The following is a 21,736-nucleotide window of genomic DNA, read 5'->3' as shown; positions in this document are numbered from 1 at the left end:
CCCACCTCTCCTGCCCCCGCTCCTGGGACGCGCTCGCTACTTCACGCCCTCCGGCCGGTAGATGCACTTGGAGACCTTCGAGAGCGCCTGGAAGCCAAGTCGCTCCAGGATGGGCCGACTCATGTCCCCGGCCTCGACGAAGAGGTAGGGAATGTCGCGCGAGCGGGCCTCCCGGGCACGAGCCTCGACCATGGCGCGATAGAGGCCCTGGCCCCGGAAGTCAGCGAGGACCGACCCGCCCCAGAGACTCGCGAACGACGTGCCCTCCTCGATGCGCAGCCAGCTGGAGCACACCGGCCGCGCCCCCGCCCAGCCCACGAAGACACTCAACAGCTCCGGCTGCGCTTTCATCTCCGTCGTCAGCGCCTCGAGCAGCCATTGGCAGTCCTGATTCCAGACGGCCTGCTGCACCTCCATGGCGGGAACGAGGCCCGAGGGGTCCTCGACGCGGCGAAGCTCCACGCCCGCGGGCAGCTCCGGAGGCGGCAATGCGCGCATTGTGTCGAGGACCACCAACGTGACGTGCGCCTGCACCTCGAAGCCGGCGCGGAGCAGCCGGGCCTCCAGGTCTCCAGGGGCATCCCGCGAGTAGACCTTCCACATGAAGGCGCGCCCCAGGTCGCGGAAGTACGACACCTGTTCGTGAATGACCGAATCGGCGTTGGCGCCGTCGAGGCGAGCCCAGCACACCGAGTTGTCGAAGGGCGAGGGTGAGGGGCCCATGGCACGAATCACCTCATTCGCCTGTTCGACGCGCCAGGACGAGTCGATGGGGGTGAGCCGCTTGCGGACCTGCCGCTCGAATCGCTCCAAGATGTCTGGATTCATGATGCACCCAGCCTAACACAGACACCCCACCCGCTTTCTGGAATCCACCCATGCTCAATGACATGATCTCCGCATTGGATGCGGCCATGGACCCCTTTCGACGCGGCCATGGCCAGACAGCCCTGGCGCGCGTGGAGGAGACGCTGCTCATCAACACCGGCCGCAAGGCGTTGCCTCCCCTCCCCGACCTGCAACGTCCCGCCCTCTTCTACTTTCCTGGCCTGGGCACCCAGGGCTGGTATTCGGCGTCCGCCTACGAGGAGCTGGCCTCGCTCACGAAGCTGCTGCGCGAAGCGACGCCCATGCTCCGAGAGGAGTTCCTGACCCGCGCGCACCATGGTGAGACGCTGGCCTATGACGCGCAGATGCCCGGGCGCTTTCCGAACATCCGGAGCCAGGACTGGGGCTCCATCTATCTGCTCAAGGATGGCCTGAAGAACGAGACGAACTGCGCGACCTGCCCGCGCTCCGCGGCGCTGATGGAGTCGCTGTACCCGCGCTTCAGCCCGGGCGGGGCCTTCTTCTTCTCGGTGGTGGGTCCGGGCGCGAAGATTCCGCCCCATCACGACACGATGAACCTGAAGCTCACCTGCCACCTCCCGCTGATTGTGCCGCCCGACTGCCGGATTCGCGTGGACGGTGAGACCCGGGAGTGGGTGGAGGGAGAGAGCCTGTTCTTCGATGACACCTTCCTCCACGAGGTGTGGAACCACAGCGACAAGCCCCGGGTGTGCCTGTTGCTGGACATCTGGCATCCGGGGCTCACGGCGCTGGAGCGGGAGGTCATCTCGGCGCTGGGCCGGGTGATGGCGCAGTTCGTGGCCCAGGGCTATACCCCGCCCTGGTCGACGCAGGGGCGGACCATCGAGCACTGAGCTCAGAAGCCTTCCAGCACCAGCTTGCCCTTGGCCTTGTGTGACTCCAGGAGCTGGTGGGCGCGACGCAGGTTCGCGGCATCGATGCGGCCGAAGTGCTCGCCCACCGTCGTCCGCAGCGTGCCCGCGTCCACCAGCTTCGACACCCGCTCCAGCATGTCGTGCTGCGCCTGCATGTCCGGGGTGCCGAACATCGAGCGGGTGAACATCAGCTCCCAGTGGAGCGACGCGCTCTTGCGCTTCAGCTCGCGCACGTCGATGGGGCCCGGGTCGTCGATGACGCCAAGCCGACCCTGGGGCGCCAGCGCTTCCACCAGCTGCGCGTAGTGCCGGTCCGTGTGCGTCAGGCTGGCGATGAACTCCACCTGCGGCACGCCGATGCGCTTCAGCTCCTTCGCCAGCGGCTGTTGGTGGTCGACGACGTGGTGTGCTCCCAGCTCGCGAACCCAGTCCTGCGTCTCGGGACGCGAGGCCGTTCCAATCACCGTCAGCCCCGTGAGCCGCCGCGCGAGCTGCACCAGGATGGAGCCCACCCCTCCCGCCGCGCCCACCACGAGCAGGGCCCCTGCCCCCTTCCCCTCCGGAACCTGAAGCCTGTCGAAGAGCAGCTCCCACGCGGTGACGGCCGTCAGCGGCAGCGCCGCCGCATCGGCGAAGCCCAGCGACGTTGGCATGTGGCCCACGATGCGCTCGTCCACCACGTGAAGCTCACTGTCCGTGCCGGGCCGGGTGATGGTGCCCGCGTACCAGACGCGCTCTCCGGGCTTGAACAGCTTCACCCCCGACCCCACCGCGCGGACAACGCCCGCCGCATCCCACCCCAGCACCTTCACCTCCCCTGGAGGCGGTGACGCGCTCGCGCGCACCTTCACGTCCACCGGGTTGACGGAGATGGCGCGCACCTCCACCAGCAAGTCCCGCTCACCGGGGACCGGGTCTGGCAGCTCCACGTCGATCAGCGCGTTGGAGTCCGACACGGGAAGAGGCTGGCGATAACCGACGGCTCGCATGGGGGGCTCCTGAAGAGACGCGCGGTGACGCGCACCTCGCCATTAATCATCCCCTTTCTCGTGAAAGGAACAGATTTGACGAACACTTCAACGTCATCGAACGCTTGACGCCGCCGTCAGCCCAGGCAGGGCACCCGACGACAGCCTTTCCCGTCCAATCAAAGACGCTCATTCCAGGCGTACAAAACTTCTCCACGCATGTGAACGCAAACAGTTCGCCAGCGGATGGAGTGCTTTTTCGGCCTCCGTCTCCAGGGCACCCCTCCTGTCGCAATGACACCATTCGCGCGCGGTACACGCCCGCGATGGGCAGAGGAGACACCCGCATGAACTGGCTCGCGTTCGGTCGGCAGTCCCGTCGTTCCCCCCGCTCTGCCCTGCTCGGCCTGGGCTCACTCGTATGTCTCGGAGCCGCGTCGGCGGCGCTCCTCCTGGCCCCCGCCGAGGCCTCGGCCGAGGACACCGCCGCATGTCCCTGGTCTGGCGTCCTCTGCCTGTTCGACGGGCCTGACTTCACCGGCGCCGTCTGGAATGTCATGGCGTGGCCGCCGGGAGGCTCGGGGACTTGCGTGGGGCTGCCCGAGCACGGCTGGGAGGACCGGGCCGTCTCCGCCATCAACACGAACGACGAGGCCGCGGCGCTGTTCGCCAACGAGAACTGCGAGGGCTATCCCCAGATGATTGGCCCCGGCGAGCACGTCAGCCCGCTCGACTTCGCGCCCAAGAGCGTCTGGGTCTACTGAGGCACCCGGCGCGCCGCGAGCCACACCTTCAGCTCGCGGCGCACCGGACCTTCGTGGTGCTACAGCGCTTCCACGAACAACCCATGGTCGCGATAGGCCGTCGTCGGCGTCACGGTGACGTACCAGACGCCCGGCGCGGGCTCCAAGACCCAGCAGGACGCTGAGCTCGAAGAACTCGAAACCCCCGACGAGGCACAACCGAACTCCGTGGCCGTCGGCGGGCTGTCCTTCCGGGTCGCGACCTTGACGGAGCCGGAGGGAGACCCCGTGTCCATGGGCCCCGCCTCCACCGCGAGGTGGTCCGCGCCCAGGGGTACGACGACCTTGAAGGTCCTCGCGAGGCTCACCGCGCCGGTGAGCCCCTTCGTGTACGTCCCGCTCCGCACCAGCGGCACCGTGTCCACCTGCCGAGCATGGAAGCCCACGATGCGGGCCGCGCCGTAGGTCGCCGACGAGGACCTCACCATCACGTACCAGGTGCCCGCCGCGGGCGCTGACACCTGACACCGCACGGTGCCCGCGGTGGGCTCCGCGCAGCGCGTGCTGGCCGTGGTGGGCAGCGCGTCCTTCGCCAGATAGACGGCCAGGTCGCCCGTCGTCGTCGCCTGGGCCGACGCCTCGAAGAGCAGCTCCGACTCACCCGCCGGCACCGCCAGCGCGAAGAACTGGGGGTTGCCCGGCTTGATGACGAGGTTGGGGAGGGGCACGCCGCTGGAGAGCGCCGTCACCGTCCCCGCATTGATGAAGCCTCCCGTGAGCGACAGGCCTCGGTACCGCGCCGGGCCCGTGAGCGACACGAACCACGTCCCCTCGCTCGGGTTCGGGATGACACACACCTGCCCGTTGGTGGTGGTGGACCCGGAGCAGTTCACGCTCGCGCTTCCCACCGGCCGCCCCGCGAACTTCACCTTGAGCGCCGGGTTGCCCACGCCGTTCCCCGTCCCGAACCACAGCAGCCCCTGCCCCGGCGGAACCTCCAGCTTCCACACCTGCTGCGAGCCGGCCTCCGCCGTGAGCCCGGTGAGCGCGACATGGGACGTCAGCGAGGGAATGCCCTCTGCCTGCGCCATCGCGTAGGTCCCCGACAGGCGCGCCATGGACGACAGGCTCGAGACCGTCTGCGTCCAGTGCCCCACGTACCACGTGCCGGCGCGAGGCTGGACGACGTCGCAGTTCTCCTCGCTACCCATGGCGTTCCTCGACGCGCAGTCATAGCTCCAGGTGGTGGGAGGAGCGCCGTAGCGAACAAAGAGATTCGCATCACTGGTATTCGTGGTCTCCCCCTTCAGGTTGAAGTTCAGGTGGCTGGCTCCCGAGGGGACCTCCAGCTTGAAGACCGTCATCGTGGACACGGGGACGTTCTGGACGGGCTGCTCCCACATGCCATTGACCAACGCACGAGCTTCCCGGTTCGTCGTGGTGACACGCATCGCGCCGTCGAACGCGGCATTGCCAGACAGGGTGATGAACCAGACGCCCCCCGCGGGCGTGGGGATGTCACAGGCGCGCCAGGCCTTGCACTTGTAGGAGAACTCGGTCGGATGAGCCTGGTGCTGAATCCAGACCTCCGGTCCCACCGACTGGCGATACTGCTTGTCCAACAACTCCACCAGGAGATAGGGCTGCCCCTCGGGGAGCTCCAGGCGGTACGTCCGGAAGGAGTTCTCCGAAGGCAGCACGAGCGTCGCGGAATCGGCGGTGATGGAGGAGATGGGCCCGGTCTCCGAGTGCCGCGCCACGAGGGTGGCGTTGTAGCCCGAGCCCGGAGGAGGCCACATGCTGGTGACCTCCACGAGCACGAACCACGGGCCCTCCTGGGGATCGAAATAGTCGCACCGCTCGTAGGACGTGTTCGACTGGGCAGAAGCGCAGTCGAAGTCCGTCTTTGTCGGCAGGGAGCCTCGCTTGACGTAGAGATTCGCGTCGGCCTGGCTGTAGCCCTGCGTGACGAAGGTCAGCCCGTTGCGTCCCGAGGGGACCTCGAAGCGGTAGTAGTTCTTCTGGGAGCCCTCCGGGAGGCCATTCAGGGTGACGCCGTTGAGCAACGGAACGGGCGCGGTCACCTTCGCCACGAGCGTCCGGCCCTGATAGGCCGAGCGCGCGCGGACGCGCACGTACCAGGTGCCTCCCGCCGGGCGCTCGATGACACAGGTGACGCCCATGAAACAGCCCGAGGTCCCCGTCGCAGGTGGCACGGCGCCGGGCTGCGCATCCACCACGACTTCACCGGGGCCGCTGCTCAGGGTGAACTCGAGCTTCACCTGATTGGGTGGCACCTGGAGGGTGAACAGGCGATCCTCCAACGGGATGCCGGAGAGCGGGGCCGAGGGCTGGTCGAGGACCAGCTCTCCCGTGGAGACAGGCACGGAGCTGGTGTAGCCGGCCGTCAGCGTGTGGCCCGCGAAGTTGTTGTTGCCAGTCGGCTCCACCCAGAAGTGCCACGTGCCCGCCGCCGGCGCGTCGATGACGCAGGAGCCGGGCAAGGGCTTCCTGCACGTATAGGCATCATGCGTGGGCTTGCTGCCACGTCGCGCCGACACAGAGGCCTCGCCCATTCCGCCCTGGGCCCAGATGGCCAGCCGCGCCTGCCCCGGTGGCACCTCCAACGTGTAGTAGAGACGGTCATTGCCAAGACCGCCCACGCCCGTCACCGACTGGAGGTTCGTCAGCGCGGTGTGGCTGACCACGCCCTTGTACTCACCGCGGACCGACAGAGAGTCGAAGTAGTTGTAGGGAGAGTGCGGAGCCACCCGGACGTACCAGGTGCCCGCCTGGGGCTCCTCGTAGGTGCAGCCCGCCCCGGTGCTCGTCTGATAGCAATCGTAGTCAGTGCCCACCGGCGGGCTGCCGTACTTCACCGACATGAAGAAAGAGCCGGCGAAGAGGGACGGCACCTCGAACCGGAGCGTGGCGACGGCTGGAGGGACCTCCAGCTTGAACAGGAACGGCCCGCCCGTGCGGCTGTCGAGCTTCGACACCTCCTGGCCATTGGTCAGCGGAACGGCCTGCTCGGCGCCGCTCACCGTCTGCGCCAGCAGCGTGATGCCACTGAACGCCGCATAGGCACGCACCATGACGTAGTACGTCCCCGCTGGCGGAGACGTCACCGTGCACGTCTCCGCGTTGCCGCTGACCCACGAGCGGCAGTCATAGCTGGTCGTCGAGGGCAGCCCTCCCCGCTTGACGTAGAGGTCCGCGTCGCCGGTTCCTCCCGTCAGCGTCACCTTCAATGAGGTCTGCTGCGCGGGAACCTCCAGCGTGTAGAAGAGCATGACGTCCTTGGCCGCCGAGAGGTTCAAGACGGGCTGGCCGTTGATGAGCGCCGTCACGGGAGGCACCACCGTGCCCACCAGCTTCACGCCGCTGAAGGCCTTGTAGCCGCGCACCATGACGTACCAGGTGCCAGCCTCCGGTGCGGACACCACGCAGCTCTCCGCGTTGCCTCCGTTGCTGGAGCGGCAGGCGAAGTTCGTGAGGTCGGGGGTGGCGCCATGCCGCAGGTAGAGGTCCGCGTCGCCCGTTCCTTCCGAGAGCGCCACGCTCAACTGCGTCTGACCCGCGGGCACCTGGAGCGAGTACATCAGCCAGTCGCCCACCACACCGGACACAGCCGACACGGCCTGGCCGCTGGTGAGCACACGCACGGGGCTGGTGCCCGTGCCCTGGGCAGTGACGGTCCCCGTGAGCGTCACGTTGGAGAAGGCGCTCGTGGCGGTGAGCAGCACGTACCACGTGCCGGCGACCGTGCGGCCGGACACGGCGCAGCGCTCCACGCTGTCCGCTCCCGCCGACGTGCAATCTCCCGTCGTGGCCGTCGGAGCGGCGCCGAAGCCCACCTTCATGTCCAGGTTGCCGGGCCCTCCCGACGTGGTGAAGGTCACCGCGCTCTGGTTGGCGGGAACATCCATCGTGTAGAGCCGCTGTCCGCCCGTCGGGGCCGCGATGAACGGGAGGGGCGTGCCCGGGGTGAGCACCCCGTCCACCAGTCCCTGCTCGCGGCTCTCGGTGGACTCCAGCTTGGACTCGCGCGACTCACCATCGCAGCCGCTCCACAGGAGCAGCGCTCCCGCGAGCAGGAAGATGCGTTGAAGACAATTCACAGGGTCCTCGAATCGTGTCGGGGCCTCGCGGCCAATGCCTCGAAGCCCCAGGTTCGTGCAATCAGGTGACACTTGTTTCCGTCACCATCGAACGTGCCCCGGCACGAGATGTCGCGGTGCGCCACGAGGATTTTTCAACACGGCTTCAGGCAGGAAGACCCGAGAGGTTCCTTCGGCCGCGCGCATGAGAGGCACGAGCGAGCCCTTCGCGATGCGACGGCATGCGGCGCCTGACCACCCCGCATGGTGGGCACGAAGTACCCGCGCGGCTCCACGACAACGGGGGGAACGGGCCGCCACTCACGGCCCGCGCCTCGGACTATCGGGCTTGAGCATTGAAACGCCAAATAGACAGACATTTGAGCTGTCCTCCTCCGTTGCAAGTCTTCATGGGGGGGTGCATTGGCCCCAGCCCGGCTCTAGGCTCGGTCCCACGTGACTCCTCTTCGCACCGCAAGGACACCTCCCCGGATGACGCAACACGTCGAAAGGCACGCGGGACTTCGCAGGTCTCTTCTTGTTGACACCCCGCCAACAAGTTCCCATCATCCTCGTCACAGGAGCAATGAGGCCCCAGCCATGAGCTACCAACACATCCGGTTCTCGGTCGCGGACCGGATCGCCACCGTCGAGCTGAACCGACCTGAATCGCGCAATGGCTTCACGGTGACCATGGCGGACGAGCTGGCGCACGCGCTGTCCGCGGTGGACCTGGACGAGGCCGTGCGCGTGGTCGTCCTCACCGGGGCCGGCAAGGACTTCTGCGTGGGGGCGGACCTGAGCGGACTGTCGTTCGAGGTCGCCAACAGCGCCCCGCCGGAGCAAGGCTGGGTGGAGCCGGCGACGCGCGTGACGCGCCAGCTGTTCGCGCTGCGCAAGCCGGTCATCGCCGCCGTGCGCGGCGCCGCGGTGGGCGTGGGCTCCACCATGTTGCTGCCGGCGGACTTCCGCCTCGCCTCCCGGGACAGCCGCTTCGGCTTCGTGTTCAGCCGACGAGGCATCTATCCGGAGGCGGGCTCCAGCTGGTTCCTGCCCCGGCTGGTGGGCATGGGCCGCGCGCTCGACTGGATGGTGAGCGGCAGGCTCATCCCCGCCGAGGAGGCGCTGAGCGCGGGACTGGTGCGCTCGCTCCATGAGCCCGACGCGGTGCTGGACGCCGCGTACACGCTGGCGCGCGAGTTGGTGGAGACCACCGCGCCCGTGTCCGTGGCCGTCATCCGTCAATCCCTCTACCGGATGAGCGCCCTTCCCTCCCCCGAGCAGGCCTTCGCGCTGGACAGCCAGCTCATCGCGACGCTGGGCCAGAGCCCGGATGCCGTGGAGGGAGTGATGGCCTTCCTCCAGAAGCGGCCACCGTCCTTCGAGCGCACCGTGGCGCAGGACCTGCCCGCGTTCCTTCCCTGGCGGGAGCGTGAGTCATGAGCCCCGCGCCCGCGCCTCGCTGGAAGCGCCTGGAACCGGATGCGCGCAGGGAGCAGATCCTGGAGTGCGCGATGCGCCTGTTCGGCGAGCGGCCCTACGCGCAGGTCTCCACCACGGACATCGCCAAGGAAGCCGGCGTCGCCCGGGGGCTGCTGAACCACTACTTCGGGCAGAAGCGGGACCTCTACCTGAAGGTCGTGAAGAGGATGCTGCTCATGCCCGGCCTCGAAGAGAAAGTCAGCCCGACGGGAACCCTGCGCCAACGCGTGGAGCGCAGCGTCGAGTGGTACCTCGACACGGTGGCGACGCACGGAAAGACGTACGTCGCCGTCACCGGCGCGGGCAGCATCGCGGACCCGGAGGTCGAGCGCATCATCTCCGCGGCGGATGACGTGGCCGCGGCGAAGACGCTCGAGTTCCTCGGCATGAAGGTGGAGGTCGGCAGCGACGTCCGGCATCGCGCGATGATGCGCTCCTACGCCGGCATGGTGAAGGCCACCATCCGCGAGTGGATTCGCGGGGGCACCCTCTCCCGCGAGGACGCGCACCTGCTCTTGAGCGAGGCGCTCATCACCATCATCCGCGACGTCCTCCCCCAGCTCACCTCACCCCAAGGTCGCGCCGAGCGGGGTGACGCTCCTGCCCCCAAGCCAGGAGCCCCGCGCGAAAAGGACGAAGGATGACCTCGAAGCCACTCGCGGGACGCACGCTGCTGATGTCCGGAGGAAGCCGTGGAATCGGGCTGGCCATCGGCATCGCCGCGGGCCGGCTGGGAGCCAATGTCGTGCTCCTGGCGAAGACCGACACGCCGGACCCTCGGCTGCCGGGCACCGTGCACACGGCCGCGGACGAGATTCGCGCCGCGGGTGGCCACGCGCTCGCCGTAGTGGGCGACGTGCGAGAGGAGGCCGACGTGCAGCGCGCCGTGGACGAGGCCGTGGCGCGCTTCGGCGGCATCGACTTCTGCGTGAACAACGCGAGCGCGCTCGCGCCCCTGAAGACAGACGAGCTGCCGCTCAAGCGCTTCGACTTGATGCAGCAGATTCAAGTCCGGGGCACGTTCCTGCTGACGCGCACCGCGCTGCCGCACCTGCGCCGCTCCCCTCACCCGCACATCCTCTCGCTGTCGCCCCCCATCAACCTGGCGCCGCACTGGCTGGGCAAGCATCCGGCGTACACCATGGCCAAGTACGGCATGACGCTGCTCACGCTCGGATGGGCGGCGGAGTTCGCGGAAGCCGGCATCGCCGCCAACGCGCTCTGGCCCAAGACGATCATCGCCACCGCCGCCGTGAAGAACCTGCTCGGGGGTGACGCCTCCATGCAGCGGGCCCGCGCGCCGGAGATCATGGCGGACGCGGCGGTGGCCATCCTCCAGCGCCGGCCCCGTGACTGCACCGGCCACACGTTCATCGACGAGGACGTCCTGCGCGCCGAAGGCATCAATGACTTCAGCCGCTACGGCGGCGGTCCCGACGTGATGTTGGACCTGTACGTCGACCCCTGAAGTGAAAGCCCGCTGAGAGTCGTTGGCCATCACAGTGCTGGAGGTGCCCATGGGTACGTCGCTCGCAGACCTGGAGGCGCAGTGCCAATCCCTGGCGAACAAGCTCACCCTGCCGCTGCTCCTCAAGCGCAACGCGGAGGAGTACGCGGACACCCCCGCCCTCAGCGCCGGTGACTCGACACACACATGGGTCCAGCTTCGAGCGCGCACCGCCGCGCTCACTCGCGGGCTGGGCGCGCTCGGCCTCCAGCGCGGCGAGCGGATGATGATCATGATGTCGAGCCGGCCGGAGCACTGGCTCATCGACTATGCCGCCGTGCACCTGGGCGCCATCCCCTGTACCGCGTACCAGACGCTGAGCACCGAGCAGGTAGGCTATGTCGCCCAACACAGCGCGGCCACCGTCGTCGTGCTGGAGGGCGCGGAGGAAGTGGCTCGCTGGCGGCCCATCCTCAAGGCGCTCTTCTCCCTCAAGCGCATCATCGTCGTCGACGCGGCGGCGGTGCCCGTGGGGGACCCGCGCTACGTCTCCTTCGCGCAGGTGGAGGCCGATGGAGGCAAGCTGCACCAGGAGTCTCCCGACGTCTTCGAGGAGGGCTGGAAGAGCATCCGCCCCGAGGACCCCATCGCGATGATGTACACCTCCGGCACCACCGGAGACCCCAAGGGCGTGGTGCTCAGCCACCGCAACGCCTTCTATGAGGCCATCTCCGTGGACGCCGTGGTGCCCACGCCGATGCTGGCGCCGTCCATCGCCTACCTGCCGCTGGCGCACATCGCGGAGCGGGAGCTGGGCCTGTACCGCTTTCTCTACAAGGCGCTGCACGTACACGTCTGCTCGGACCCCGCGGGCGTGGTGCCGCTGATGGCCAAGGTGCGGCCTCCCGCATTCTTCGGCGTGCCGCGCGTCTGGGAGAAGCTGGCCGGCGGCCTCAAGGCGAAGCTGGGCACCCTGGAAGCGCCCCGGCGCGACGCCATCATGGCCGCGCACGCCACCGTGCTGGAGGCGTTCCGGTTGGAGGGCTCCGGAAAGAGCGTGCCGCCGGAGCTGGCCCAGAAGGTCGCCGCGGTGGAGGAGATGATTCTCAAGCCCCTGCGCGCGACGCTGGGCCTGGACGCGCTGAAGTGGGCGAGCAGCGGCTCGGCGCCCATCCCCGTGGAGGTGCTCGAGTACCTGGGCGGCTTCGGCATCAAGGTGCTGGAGGTCTGGGGCATGAGCGAGACGACGGGCTGCGCCACCATCAACACGCCCACGGAGTTCCGCGTGGGCGCGGTGGGCCGGCCCATCCCCGGCCTTCAAGTCCGGCTGGCGGCGGACGGTGAAATCTTCGTGCGCGGGCCCGTGCTGTTCCTGGGCTACCTGGGCGCGGACGGCAGGATTGAGAACCCCGTGGACGCGGACGGCTGGCTCGCCACGGGCGACATCGGCACCGTGGACGACGAGGGCTACCTCACCATCACCGACCGCAAGAAGGAGCTCATCATCACCTCGAGCGGGAAGAACATCGCCCCGTCCCGCATCGAGGGAATGCTGCGCGCCCACCCGCTCGTCGGACAGGCCATCGCGATTGGCGACGGCTGGTCGTATGTGACGGCGCTCATCTGCCTGGACGCGGACGTCGCGCCCGCGTGGGCCAAGGCGCGCGGCCTGCCGCCCCAGTCGCTCCTGGAGCTCACGCGAGAGCCAGCGGTCCGCTCCGAGCTGGAAGCGCTGGTGGCTTCGGTCAACAACCGACTCTCCCGCGCAGAACAGCTCAAACGCTTCGAGGTCGTCACGGAGACGTGGTCCCCAGCGACGGGCGAGCTGACGCCGACGCTGAAGCTCAAGCGCCGCGTGATTCTCAAGCAGTACGCGGAGCGCATCGCCACGTTCTACGAGAACGCCTGACACACCACCCGCCGCCTCCCTCACGAGTCCCCATGCATGCGAGAACTCCGGAGCAAGCGTCCTTCGCTGCTTCCATCGACGCGTTTTGTCGCGCCAAGACGGGTACACGCGCGCAGCGCGACGCGCTGACCCAGCACGGCGTCGAGGCCCACAACCCCCAGCTCTATGCGCAGATGGCCGAGCTGGGCTGGCTCGGCGTGGGCATCGCTCCAAAGTACGGTGGCTCCGACGGCGGCATGGCCGAGATGTGCCTGTTCGCCGAGCGCACCGCGTACGGGCTCGCCCCGGTGGGCGGCTACATCACCACGGCCGTCGCCGCGAGCCCCTACGCGAAGTTCGGCAGCGAGGCGCAGAAGGAGAAGGTCCTCACCGGCATCACCCGGGGCCGCGTGGAGGCCATCTCCATCTCGGAGCCCGACGCGGGCTCTGACGCCGCCGCGATTACCTGCCGCGCGACGCGGACGAGCGGAGGCTTCCTCGTCAACGGACAGAAGACGTGGTGCTCCAACGCGCACTTCGCCGACCACCTGCTGCTCGTCGCGCGCACGCAGACGTCGGGCTCGCGGCACGAGGGGCTCACCATGTTCTGCGTCCCCACGGGCACGCCGGGCGTGGAGATTCGCGGCATCCCCACGCTCAACGGCAAGGAGGTCAACGACGTCTTCTTCACCGACTGCTTCCTGCCGGAGGACTCCGTCGTGGGCAAGGTGGACCAGGCCTGGCCGCAGCTCATGTCGGGCCTCAACAGCGAGCGGCTCCTGCTCGCCGCGTCCATGCTGGGCCGGGGCCGGCGCGCGTTCGACGATGCCGTCGCGTACGTCAAGGAGCGCAAGCAGTTCGGCAAGCCCATCGGCTCCTTTCAAGCGCTCAAGCACCGCGTCGCGGACCTGGCCACGGAGCTGGAGTGCTGCGAGCTGCTCATCTACCGCGTGGCCCAGATGGCGGATGAAGCGCCCGACCGGATGCTCCCTCGCGAGGCGTCCATGGCCAAGCTGAAGACGACGGAGACCGCCAAGCGCGTGGCGCTCGAGGGTGTTCAGATGATGGGCGGCTACGGCTACGCGACCGAGTACGACATGGAGTCGCACCTGCGCGCCACGGTCATCTCCACCGTCTACGGCGGCACCAGCGAAATCCAGCGCGACATCATCGGCAAGACGTTCGGACTGTAAGAGCGACTCACGACGGAGCGAGACAGACAATGACGGCACGTCCTCGATGGAGCTCTGACGAGCTCGAGCAGGTGCGTGGCCTCGCGGCCACCTACTTCACCAAGGAAGTCCTCCCCAACGTCCCCAAGCACGTGGCCCAGGGCCACCCGGACAAGGCGCTGTACCGCCGGGCGGGCGAGCTGGGCCTCTTGTGCATGTCCATTCCGGAGGCGTACGGCGGAGGCGGAGGCACGTTCGCCCACGAGGCGGTGCTCTGCGAGGAGCAGGTGCGCGCCGGAGACCCGACCATGGGCTTCGCCGTGCACTGCTCCATCGTCGCGCACTACGTCCTCGCGTACGCGTCCGAAGCCCAGAAGCAGAAGTGGCTGCCCAAGCTCGCCAGCGGCGAGTGGGTGGGCGCCATCGCCATGACGGAGCCCGGCGCCGGCTCGGACCTGCAGGCCCTCTCCACCCGCGCCGTGCGTGACGGAGACTTCTACCGGGTGAGCGGCTCCAAGACGTTCATCTCCAACGGCCGGGTGTGCGACTTCCTCATCATCGCGGTGCGCACCAGCGACGTGAAGGGTCACGCGGGCCTCTCCCTCGTGTGCGCGGAGGTCTCCGACACCACGCCCGGCTTCGAGCGAGGCCGCATCCTCGAGAAGCTCGGCGGCCATGGCCAGGACACCACGGAGCTGTTCTTCGACGACCTGCGCATACCCGCCGTCAACCTGCTCGGCGGCGAGGAGGGCAAGGGCTTCGCGCAGCTCATGTCGCAGCTCCCCCAGGAGCGGCTGAGCACCGCCATCCTCGCGCAGGCGAGCATCGAGCGGGCCGTGGACCTCACCGTCGAGTACACCAAGCAGCGCCAGGTGTTCGGTAAGCCGCTTTTCGCTCTGCAAAACACCCGCTTCGAGTTGGCGGAATGCGCGACGCTGCGGCGGGTGGGTCGGGCGTTCCTCGACGAGTGCATCGAGAAGCATCTGGCGGGCGAGCTGGACGTGGCGTCCGCGGCCATGGCCAAGTACTGGCTCACGGACCAGGCGTGTATCGTCGCGGACCGCTGCCTCCAGCTTTTCGGAGGGTATGGGTACATGAAGGAATACCCCATCGCCCACCTGTTCGCGGATACTCGCGTCATGCGCATCTTCGCCGGCGCCAACGAGGTCATGAAAGAGCTCGTCGCCCGTTCGCTGTAGCCCACTCCCACACCAAATCCCAAGGAGGCTCCCGGTGAGCCAGGAAGCATTCATCTTCGACGCGGTTCGTACTCCTCGCGGCAAGGGCAAGAAAGGCGCGCTGCACGGCACCAAGCCCCTGTCGCTGCTCGTCGGGCTGGTGGACGCGCTCAAGAAGCGCCACCCGAACCTGGACCCCAAGCGCATCGACGACGTGGTGCTGGGCATCGTCTCGCCCGTGGGAGACCAGGGCGCGGACATCGCCCGCACGCTGGTGCTCGCGGCGGGCCTGCCGGAGACGGTGGGCGGCGTGCAGCTCAACCGCTTCTGTGCCTCCGGCCTGACCGCGGTGAACATGGCGGCGCAGCAGGTGCGCTCGGGCTGGGAGCAGCTGGTCATCGCGGGCGGCGTGGAGAGCATGTCGCGCGTGCCCATGGGCTCCGACGGCGGCGCCTGGGCCATGGACCCGGCCACCAACTACGACACGTACTTCGTGCCGCAGGGCATCTCCGCGGACCTCATCGCGACGATTGAGGGCTTCACCCGCGAGGACGTGGACCGCTACGCCGCGCAGTCGCAGGAGCGCGCCGCCAAGGCGTGGGCCGGCGGCTACTTCAAGAACTCCGTCATCCCCGTCACGGACCAGAACGGCCTCACCATCCTGGACCGCGACGAGCACATGCGACCGGAGTCCACGGTGGCCTCGCTGGGCCAGCTCAACGCGGCCTTCGTCGGCATCGGTGAGATGGGCGGCTTCGACGCGGTGGCGCTCCAGAAGTACCACGCGGTGGAGCGCATCGAGCACGTGCACACCCCGGGCAACTCCTCCGGCATCGTCGACGGCGCAGCCCTGGTGCTCATCGGCTCGGAGAAGGTGGGCAAGGAGCTGGGCCTGACGCCGCGCGCGCGCATCGCCTCCGTGGCGACGTCCGGCGCGGACCCGACCATCATGCTCACCGGGCCGCTCCCCGCCACCCGCAAGCTGCTCGACCTGGCCGGCCTGTCCGTGAAGGACATCGACCTGTTCGAGCTCAACGAGGCGTTCGCCTCCGTGGTCCTCAAGTACCAGAAGGACCTGGGCATCCCGAGCGACAAGCTCAACGTCAACGGTGGCTCCATCGCCATGGGCCACCCGCTGGGCGCCACGGGCGCGATGATCCTCGGCACCATGGTGGACGAGCTGGAGCGCCGCAAGGCGCGCCGCGCCGTCATCACCTTGTGCGTCGGCGGTGGCATGGGTGTCGCCACCCTCATCGAGCGCGTCTGAACCCCTTTGACTCACCTTTCGACAAGATTCGAGCGAACCTCATGAGCGAGCAGAACACCATCCGCTGGGACAAGGATGCCGACGGCATCGTCATCTTGACGCTGGATGACCCCAACCAGTCCGCCAACACCATGAACGCCGCGTACATGAAGTCCATGCGCGCGACGGTGGACCGGCTGGCCAAGGAGAAGGCCGACATCACCGGCGTCATCCTCACCTCCGCGAAGAAGACCTTCTTCGCCGGCGGCGACCTGAACGACTTGCAGCGCATCCGCAAGGAGGACGCGAAGCAGGCGTTCGAGTTCGGCCAGGAGATCAAGGCGCACCTGCGCATCCTGGAGACGCTGGGCAAGCCCGTGGTCGCCGCCATCAACGGCGCTGCGCTGGGCGGCGGGCTGGAGATTGCGCTCGCCTGTCACCGCCGCATCGTCGCGGACGTGAAGGGCGCGCAGGTGGGCCTGCCGGAAGTCACCCTGGGCCTGTTGCCCGGTGGCGGCGGCGTGGTGCGCACGGTGCGCATGCTGGGAATCGTGGACGCGCTGATGAAGGTGCTGCTCCAGGGCCAGCGCTACCGCCCGCAGGAGGCCAAGGAGGTCGGCCTGGTGCACGAGGTGGTGGACTCCGTGGAGGCGCTGCTGCCCGCGGCCAAGGCGTGGATCAAGGCGAACCCGACGGCGCAGCAGCCGTGGGACGCGAAGGGCTACAAGATTCCGGGCGGCACGCCGTCCAATCCCGGCCTCGCGGCGAACCTGCCCGCCTTCCCCGCCAACCTGCGCAAGCAGATCAAGGGCGCGAACATGCCCGCGCCCCGCGCCATCATGGCGGTGGCCGTCGAAGGCACGCAGGTGGACATCGACACCGCATTCACCATCGAGTCGCGCTACTTCACCGAGCTGGCCACCGGCCAGGTCGCGAAGAACATGATTCAGGCGTTCTTCTTCGACATGCAGCACATCAACTCCGGTGGCGGCCGGCCCAAGGGCTACCCGCAGCACACCGCGAAGAAGGTCGGCATCCTCGGCGCCGGGATGATGGGCGCGGGCATCGCCTACGTCTGCGCCAAGGCGGGCATCGACGTGGTGCTCAAGGACGTGAGCCAGGAGTCCGCGGAGAAGGGCAAGCAGTACTCCGTCAAGCTGGTGGAGAAGGCCATCCAGAAGGGCAAGTCCACGAAGGAGAAGGGCGACGCGCTGCTGGCGCGAATCGTCCCGACGGGAGACGCCGCCGCGCTCAAGGGCTGCGACCTGGTCATCGAGGCCGTGTTCGAGGGCGTGGAGCTGAAGCACAAGGTGTTCCAGGAAGTGCAGGACGTCGTGGCCCCCGACGCGGTGCTGGCGTCCAACACCTCCACGCTGCCGATTACGCTGCTGGCGGAGGGCGTGAAGCGCACGGAGGACTTCGTGGGCATGCACTTCTTCTCCCCCGTGGACAAGATGCCGCTCCTGGAGCTCATCGCCGGCAAGAAGACGAGCGACGCGACGCTGGCGAAGGCCATCGACATCGCGGTGCAGATTGGCAAGACACCCATCGTCGTCAACGACAGCCGGGGCTTCTTCACCAGCCGCGTCATCGGCACGTTCCTCAACGAGGCCATCGCCATGGTGGGCGAGGGCATCGCCCCCGCGTCGATTGAGCAGGCGGGCCTGCAGGCGGGCTACCCGGCGGCGCCCCTGGCGCTGATGGACGAGCTCACCCTGACGCTGCCGCGCAAGATCCGCCTGGAGACGAAGGCCGCCGCGGAGGCCGCGGGCCAGACGTGGGTGGAGCACGGCAGCTACGCCGTCGTGGACACGCTCATCGACAAGCACGGGCGCAAGGGCCGCTCCACCGGGTCGGGCTTCTACGACTACGTGGACGGCAAGCGCGCGAACCTGTGGCCGGGGCTCGCCCAGCACTACACCAAGCCGGGCCACACCATCCCCTTCGAGGACATGAAGGAGCGCATGCTGTTCGCCGAGGCCATCGACACGGTGCGCTGCTTCGATGAAGGCGTGCTGCGCTCGGCGGCGGACGCCAACATCGGCTCCATCCTGGGCATCGGCTTCCCGGCGTGGACGGGCGGCGTGGCCCAGTTCATCAATGGCTACGAGGGCCCCAGCGGCACGGGTCCGCGTGGCTTCATCACCCGCGCGCGCGAGCTGGCGCAGCGCTACGGGAAGCACTTCCTCCCCCCCGCGTCGCTCGTCGAAAAGGCCGAGCGGGGCGAGTTCTTGAAGTAGCCGCGCGAATCTCACGCAAGGAGAAGTCCCATGGCCCAGGGTTCCACCCGCCTCGCCGCCGTCCCGTCTTCGTTCGATGCGAAGGCGCTCGTCGAAAAGCAGCGTGCCTACTTCGAGTCCCGCGTCACGCTCCCGCTCGAGTGGCGGCGGGCGCAGTTGGAGACCCTGGGCCATGCCGTGCGCAAGTACGAGGCGGAGATTCTCGCCGCCCTCAAGTCGGACCTGAACAAGAGCGCGGAGGAGGCGTATCTCACCGAGGTCGGCAGCATCTACGGGGAGATCAAGAACGCGCTCAAGCACGTGAAGTCGTGGATGAAGCCACGCAAGGGCTCGGCGCCCATCGTCATCCAGCCGGCGCGGGCCTATCAGTACTCGGACCCGCTCGGCGTGACGCTGGTCATCGCGCCCTGGAACTACCCCTATCAGCTGTCCATCGCTCCGCTCATCGGGGCGCTCGCCGCGGGCTGCACCGCGGTCCTCAAGCCCAGCGAGCTGGCCCCGGCGACGTCGAGCGTGCTCTCCCGGCTGCTGACCGAGGTGTTCCCGGAAGAGGTCCTGGCCGTCGTGGAGGGGGACGCGGACACCAGCCGCGCCCTGCTCGCGCAGAGGTGGGACCTCATCTTCTTCACCGGCGGCACCCAGGTGGGCCGGGTGGTGGCCGAAGCCGCGGCCAAGCACCTGACGCCCACCATCCTCGAGCTGGGCGGCAAGAGCCCCTGCATCGTGGACCGGAGCGCGGACCTGGAGGTCACCGCGCGCCGCATCGCCTGGGGCAAGTACCTCAACGCGGGCCAGACGTGCATCGCGCCGGACTACGTGCTGATTGCCCCCGAGCTCAAGGAGCGCTTCACCGCGCTGGTCCAGAAGGCCGTCACCGGCTTCTACGGCGCCGACGCGCGCACCAGCAACGACTACGGCCGCATCATCAGCGCCCGGCACTTCGAGCGTGTGTCCGCGCTCGCGGGGCACGGCAAGGTGGCCTTCGGCGGTGAGCGCGAGGCGTCCTCACGCTTCTTCGCGCCCACCGTCCTCACCGACGTCCCCCTGTCCAGTCCGCTGATGCAGGAGGAGATCTTCGGCCCCCTCCTCCCGCTGGTGGACTGCCCCAGCATCGACGAGGCCATCCGCTTCGTGCGCTCGCGACCGAAGCCGCTCGCGCTCTACAGCTTCGCCAAGGACTCGGCCATCAACGAGCGCGTCCTCACGGAGACGTCGAGCGGTGGCGCCGTGGTCAACGACGTCTGCGTCCACTTCGCGGCGGAGGGCCTGCCCTTCGGCGGCGTGGGCGAGTCCGGCCTGGGCGGCTACCACGGCCAGGCGAGCTTCGATGCCTTCAGCCACAAGAAGAGCGTCGTGAAGCGGCCCTTCCTGCTGGACCTGGCCATGCGCTACCCGCCGTACACGGGCAAGCTGGGCCTCTTCAAGCGCCTGATGTAGCAACGGCCCCCGGGGACATTCTCCCGGAGGCCGCCGTGCTTCACCGCCACCCGTGACAGGCCTTGGAGCCCGTCACGGGTGAGTCGTTTTCAGAGCGTCTTCATGTACTCGATGAGGGCATAGCGCTCGGTGTCGGTGAGCGACTGGGTGAAGTCGTGGCCCTCGTTGCCGAGCCCGTACAGGTGCGAGTTGAAGATCATGCGGGAGTTGATCTGCTTCTGGCTGATGGGCGGCGGCGACTGGTACCCCAGCGAGTTGTAGTTGGCGACGATGTTCGCGACGTTGGCGAACAGCACGTCCAGCGTGGCCATCTCGTGGCTGCAGGGGATGAAGGGGTCATTGGCCGGGCGGTCTCCGCACGCCAGCGCCGTCACCTTCCAGCCGAGCTTGTTGAAGTCGTAGGAGGCGAAGCTCGGGTCGAAGCCCGCGTTGGTGCCCAGGTTGTTGGTGGAGGTCTGCAGGCGCTTCCACACCTTGGGACGATCCGACGGCTTCAGCACGCCCCAGAGGGTGGGCACGCTGGAGTTGTGGAAGTACGGGGCGGAGGCCCACGCGCCGTAGAGCGGCGTGGCCACGTAGCCGAACGGCTTGATCCACGCGTTCGGCCCTTCCGGCGAGTAGACGGGCCCCATGCCCGTGTCATACGCGGCGCGCGGCACGCGGCGCAGCGCGCTGGAGATGGGGTCGTCGTAGAAGGGGCCGTGGTTGGGGTGCTCGTCGTTGTAGGCGAGGAAGGACGTGTTCCACGCGCGGCGCTTGCGCTCGTCCGCCATCAAGTCCTTGCGGGCCGGGTCCGTGCGGATGGTCTCGATGGGGGTGATGACGCCGGAGATGCCCTTGAGGCGCGGGTCGGGCAGGTACGCGGGGTTGGCCGCGTAGCGCGGCGAGTAGACGCCGTGGCAGCTCGCGCAGGAGCCGTTGCCCGGAGTCTTGGGAATGGTGGCGTTGGCGCCATTGGCCCACAAGTCGCGCTCGTGGAAGAGGACCGCGCCCTGCTCGGCGAGCGTCGTGTTGATGGGCTTCGGGTAGGCGGGGGGCGACATCGAGACGAAGAAGTTGTCGTTGTCCTCGAACTCGGCGGTCAGCGCGCGGCGCTCGGCCGCGTTGCGCCCCAGGTTGGCGACGGCGAACGCCATCTCCGAGCGGACATTGTCGGACGTCAGCGCGCCGTCCCAGAACTGGCGCGTCTTGAAGGCGCGGTACCACCAGTTGGGGGCGCGGGACATGCCACCGGCGTGGGTGGGGAAATACTCGAGCAGGCTGGGCACCATGGCCAGCGAGTCCATGTCGAAGAGCGCGGGCAGCAGGTCGACGATGCCAATGGCGTCGCTCATGCCGCGGCCCACGCTCCAGGGCACGGGGGCAATCTGGAAGATGTTGCCCACCACGGTGGAGCGGAACATGTCGGACTGGATGAGGCCGGCGTCCAGCGCGTCGTTGGAGCGGCCCCACACGAAGCCCGCCTCCGACTCCGTGCCCAGCCGCGAGTCATGGCAGCCCGAGCAGGTGGAGGCGATGGCGCCCGTCCAGCGGCCATTGGAGTCGCGCTCCTGCACCAGGCCGAGCGGGAGCTGACCGCTGCCGCCGTTGGAGAGGTTGGGGTTCTCCCAGGGCATCGGATAGGGATTGCGGAACGGGGCCTTCATCATCCCGTAGCGCTTGACGACCTGCTCGTCGAAGTCCGAGGGGCGGAACAGATAGCCCCACAGCGTGTACATGCCGTAGTACGCGGTCGCCGTGGTGAAGGGCTGGAAGTACGCCCGCGTCTCGATGTTCTTCTTTCCACGGGCAACGCTCGCGCGGAACTCCCCACAGTTCTTCGGGTTCGGCGCCAGCGTCGTCACGAACGGCGGCGGCGGGTTGTGCAGGTCCACCCAGTACGCGTTGAACTGCACCGCCGCTCCTGGCTTGTTGACGCCCGGGACGACGAGGGTTCGGGGGTCCACCGGCAACAGCGTGGAATCCGGCTGCCCCTGGCACGCCGCCCCGAACGGAGAGCGGTTGGCCGTCAAATCCAACAACGGCGGATCCGCCGCCTCCGCCCGGGTGACGACCAGGGCCAGCAGCAAGGAACTCGAAAAAGCCCACTGACGACTTCGGTGCAGTCGCAT

15 protein-coding genes are annotated in these 21,736 nt (G+C 68.3%); 11 read left to right on the top strand and 4 right to left on the bottom strand.

Features of this window, described 5'->3' with window-relative positions; all coding sequences use genetic code 11:
- Positions 1-36: 36 nt before the first annotated feature.
- The gene (locus ACN469_RS15885) at positions 37-828 is read right to left on the bottom strand and encodes a GNAT family N-acetyltransferase (protein WP_498768750.1); all 792 of its coding nucleotides are present in this window, start codon (positions 826-828) and stop codon (positions 37-39) included.
- 50 nt (positions 829-878) lie between these two features.
- Between ACN469_RS15885 and ACN469_RS15880 the strand changes: the two genes are divergently transcribed.
- Positions 879-1,703 carry an aspartyl/asparaginyl beta-hydroxylase domain-containing protein gene (locus tag ACN469_RS15880; protein ID WP_498768748.1) on the top strand — a complete coding sequence of 275 codons (825 nt, stop codon included), beginning with the start codon at positions 879-881 and terminating at the stop codon, positions 1,701-1,703.
- Between the two features lie 2 nt (positions 1,704-1,705).
- On the opposite strand, the gene ACN469_RS15875 is transcribed toward ACN469_RS15880, so the two are convergent.
- Positions 1,706-2,713 (bottom strand): zinc-binding alcohol dehydrogenase family protein, encoded by a 1,008-nt coding sequence (locus ACN469_RS15875; protein ID WP_498768746.1) that lies wholly within the window; start codon positions 2,711-2,713, stop codon positions 1,706-1,708.
- 326 nt (positions 2,714-3,039) lie between these two features.
- Here ACN469_RS15875 and ACN469_RS15870 point away from each other — a divergent pair, with 326 nt between their 5' ends.
- Positions 3,040-3,456, top strand: coding sequence for a peptidase inhibitor family I36 protein (locus tag ACN469_RS15870; RefSeq protein WP_498768744.1), 417 nt, complete (start codon positions 3,040-3,042; stop codon positions 3,454-3,456).
- A 59-nt stretch (positions 3,457-3,515) separates the two neighbouring features.
- Here ACN469_RS15870 and ACN469_RS15865 read toward each other — a convergent pair whose 3' ends face one another.
- Complete coding sequence (locus ACN469_RS15865; RefSeq protein WP_498768742.1) at positions 3,516-7,556, bottom strand: PPC domain-containing protein; 4,041 nt, start codon at positions 7,554-7,556, stop codon at positions 3,516-3,518.
- A 579-nt stretch (positions 7,557-8,135) separates the two neighbouring features.
- Here ACN469_RS15865 and ACN469_RS15860 point away from each other — a divergent pair.
- From ACN469_RS15860 to ACN469_RS15820, 9 genes are read left to right on the top strand one after another with little or no spacing between them, the layout of a single operon-like run.
- Positions 8,136-8,978, top strand: a complete 843-nt coding sequence (locus ACN469_RS15860; RefSeq protein WP_498768740.1) for an enoyl-CoA hydratase-related protein — start codon at positions 8,136-8,138, stop codon at positions 8,976-8,978.
- On the top strand, positions 8,975-9,661 hold the full coding sequence (locus ACN469_RS15855; RefSeq protein WP_498768738.1) for a TetR/AcrR family transcriptional regulator: 687 nt from the start codon (positions 8,975-8,977) through the stop codon (positions 9,659-9,661). The genes ACN469_RS15860 and ACN469_RS15855 overlap by 4 nt, the downstream gene beginning before the upstream one ends.
- Complete coding sequence (locus ACN469_RS15850; protein ID WP_498768736.1) at positions 9,658-10,485, top strand: SDR family oxidoreductase; 828 nt, start codon at positions 9,658-9,660, stop codon at positions 10,483-10,485. Before ACN469_RS15855 ends, ACN469_RS15850 begins: the two co-directional genes overlap by 4 nt.
- 49 nt (positions 10,486-10,534) lie before the next feature.
- A complete protein-coding gene (locus ACN469_RS15845; protein ID WP_498768734.1) occupies positions 10,535-12,373 on the top strand; it encodes an AMP-dependent synthetase/ligase in 1,839 nt (612 codons plus the stop codon).
- A 32-nt stretch (positions 12,374-12,405) separates the two neighbouring features.
- Positions 12,406-13,545: an acyl-CoA dehydrogenase family protein gene (locus ACN469_RS15840; RefSeq protein ID WP_498768732.1), complete on the top strand. Its 1,140-nt coding sequence runs from the start codon at positions 12,406-12,408 to the stop codon at positions 13,543-13,545.
- A gap of 29 nt (positions 13,546-13,574) precedes the next feature.
- The gene (locus ACN469_RS15835; RefSeq protein WP_498768730.1) at positions 13,575-14,723 is read left to right on the top strand and encodes an acyl-CoA dehydrogenase family protein; all 1,149 of its coding nucleotides are present in this window, start codon (positions 13,575-13,577) and stop codon (positions 14,721-14,723) included.
- A gap of 34 nt (positions 14,724-14,757) precedes the next feature.
- Positions 14,758-15,969, top strand: coding sequence for an acetyl-CoA C-acetyltransferase (locus ACN469_RS15830; RefSeq protein WP_498768728.1), 1,212 nt, complete (start codon positions 14,758-14,760; stop codon positions 15,967-15,969).
- Between the two features lie 41 nt (positions 15,970-16,010).
- Positions 16,011-18,188, top strand: a complete 2,178-nt coding sequence (locus tag ACN469_RS15825) for a 3-hydroxyacyl-CoA dehydrogenase NAD-binding domain-containing protein (protein ID WP_498768726.1) — start codon at positions 16,011-16,013, stop codon at positions 18,186-18,188.
- Positions 18,189-18,218: 30 nt separating this feature from the next.
- Complete coding sequence (locus ACN469_RS15820) at positions 18,219-19,625, top strand: aldehyde dehydrogenase family protein (RefSeq protein ID WP_498768724.1); 1,407 nt, start codon at positions 18,219-18,221, stop codon at positions 19,623-19,625.
- An 89-nt stretch (positions 19,626-19,714) separates the two neighbouring features.
- On the opposite strand, the gene roxA is transcribed toward ACN469_RS15820, so the two are convergent.
- Positions 19,715-21,736 carry a rubber dioxygenase RoxA gene (gene roxA, locus ACN469_RS15815; protein ID WP_498768722.1) on the bottom strand — a complete coding sequence of 674 codons (2,022 nt, stop codon included), beginning with the start codon at positions 21,734-21,736 and terminating at the stop codon, positions 19,715-19,717.

The sequence above is a fragment of the Corallococcus terminator genome (genome assembly GCF_049194865.1).
Classification (GTDB): Bacteria; Myxococcota; Myxococcia; order Myxococcales; family Myxococcaceae; genus Myxococcus; species Myxococcus terminator_A.
This window is presented reverse-complemented; position numbering and strand designations above follow the sequence as displayed.

Excerpts from the sequence above, each read along its gene's own strand:
- ACN469_RS15885 (WP_498768750.1), bottom strand. The coding sequence starts at position 828 with ATGAATCCAGACATCTTGGAGCGATTCGAGCGGCAGGTCCGCAAGCGG.
- ACN469_RS15880 (WP_498768748.1), top strand. The coding sequence starts at position 879 with ATGCTCAATGACATGATCTCCGCATTGGATGCGGCCATGGACCCCTTT.
- ACN469_RS15875 (WP_498768746.1), bottom strand. The coding sequence starts at position 2,713 with ATGCGAGCCGTCGGTTATCGCCAGCCTCTTCCCGTGTCGGACTCCAAC.
- ACN469_RS15870 (WP_498768744.1), top strand. The coding sequence starts at position 3,040 with ATGAACTGGCTCGCGTTCGGTCGGCAGTCCCGTCGTTCCCCCCGCTCT.
- ACN469_RS15860 (WP_498768740.1), top strand. The coding sequence starts at position 8,136 with ATGAGCTACCAACACATCCGGTTCTCGGTCGCGGACCGGATCGCCACC.
- ACN469_RS15855 (WP_498768738.1), top strand. The coding sequence starts at position 8,975 with ATGAGCCCCGCGCCCGCGCCTCGCTGGAAGCGCCTGGAACCGGATGCG.
- ACN469_RS15850 (WP_498768736.1), top strand. The coding sequence starts at position 9,658 with ATGACCTCGAAGCCACTCGCGGGACGCACGCTGCTGATGTCCGGAGGA.
- ACN469_RS15845 (WP_498768734.1), top strand. The coding sequence starts at position 10,535 with ATGGGTACGTCGCTCGCAGACCTGGAGGCGCAGTGCCAATCCCTGGCG.
- ACN469_RS15840 (WP_498768732.1), top strand. The coding sequence starts at position 12,406 with ATGCATGCGAGAACTCCGGAGCAAGCGTCCTTCGCTGCTTCCATCGAC.
- ACN469_RS15835 (WP_498768730.1), top strand. The coding sequence starts at position 13,575 with ATGACGGCACGTCCTCGATGGAGCTCTGACGAGCTCGAGCAGGTGCGT.
- ACN469_RS15825 (WP_498768726.1), top strand. The coding sequence starts at position 16,011 with ATGAGCGAGCAGAACACCATCCGCTGGGACAAGGATGCCGACGGCATC.
- ACN469_RS15820 (WP_498768724.1), top strand. The coding sequence starts at position 18,219 with ATGGCCCAGGGTTCCACCCGCCTCGCCGCCGTCCCGTCTTCGTTCGAT.
- roxA (WP_498768722.1), bottom strand. The coding sequence starts at position 21,736 with ATGCGACTGCACCGAAGTCGTCAGTGGGCTTTTTCGAGTTCCTTGCTG.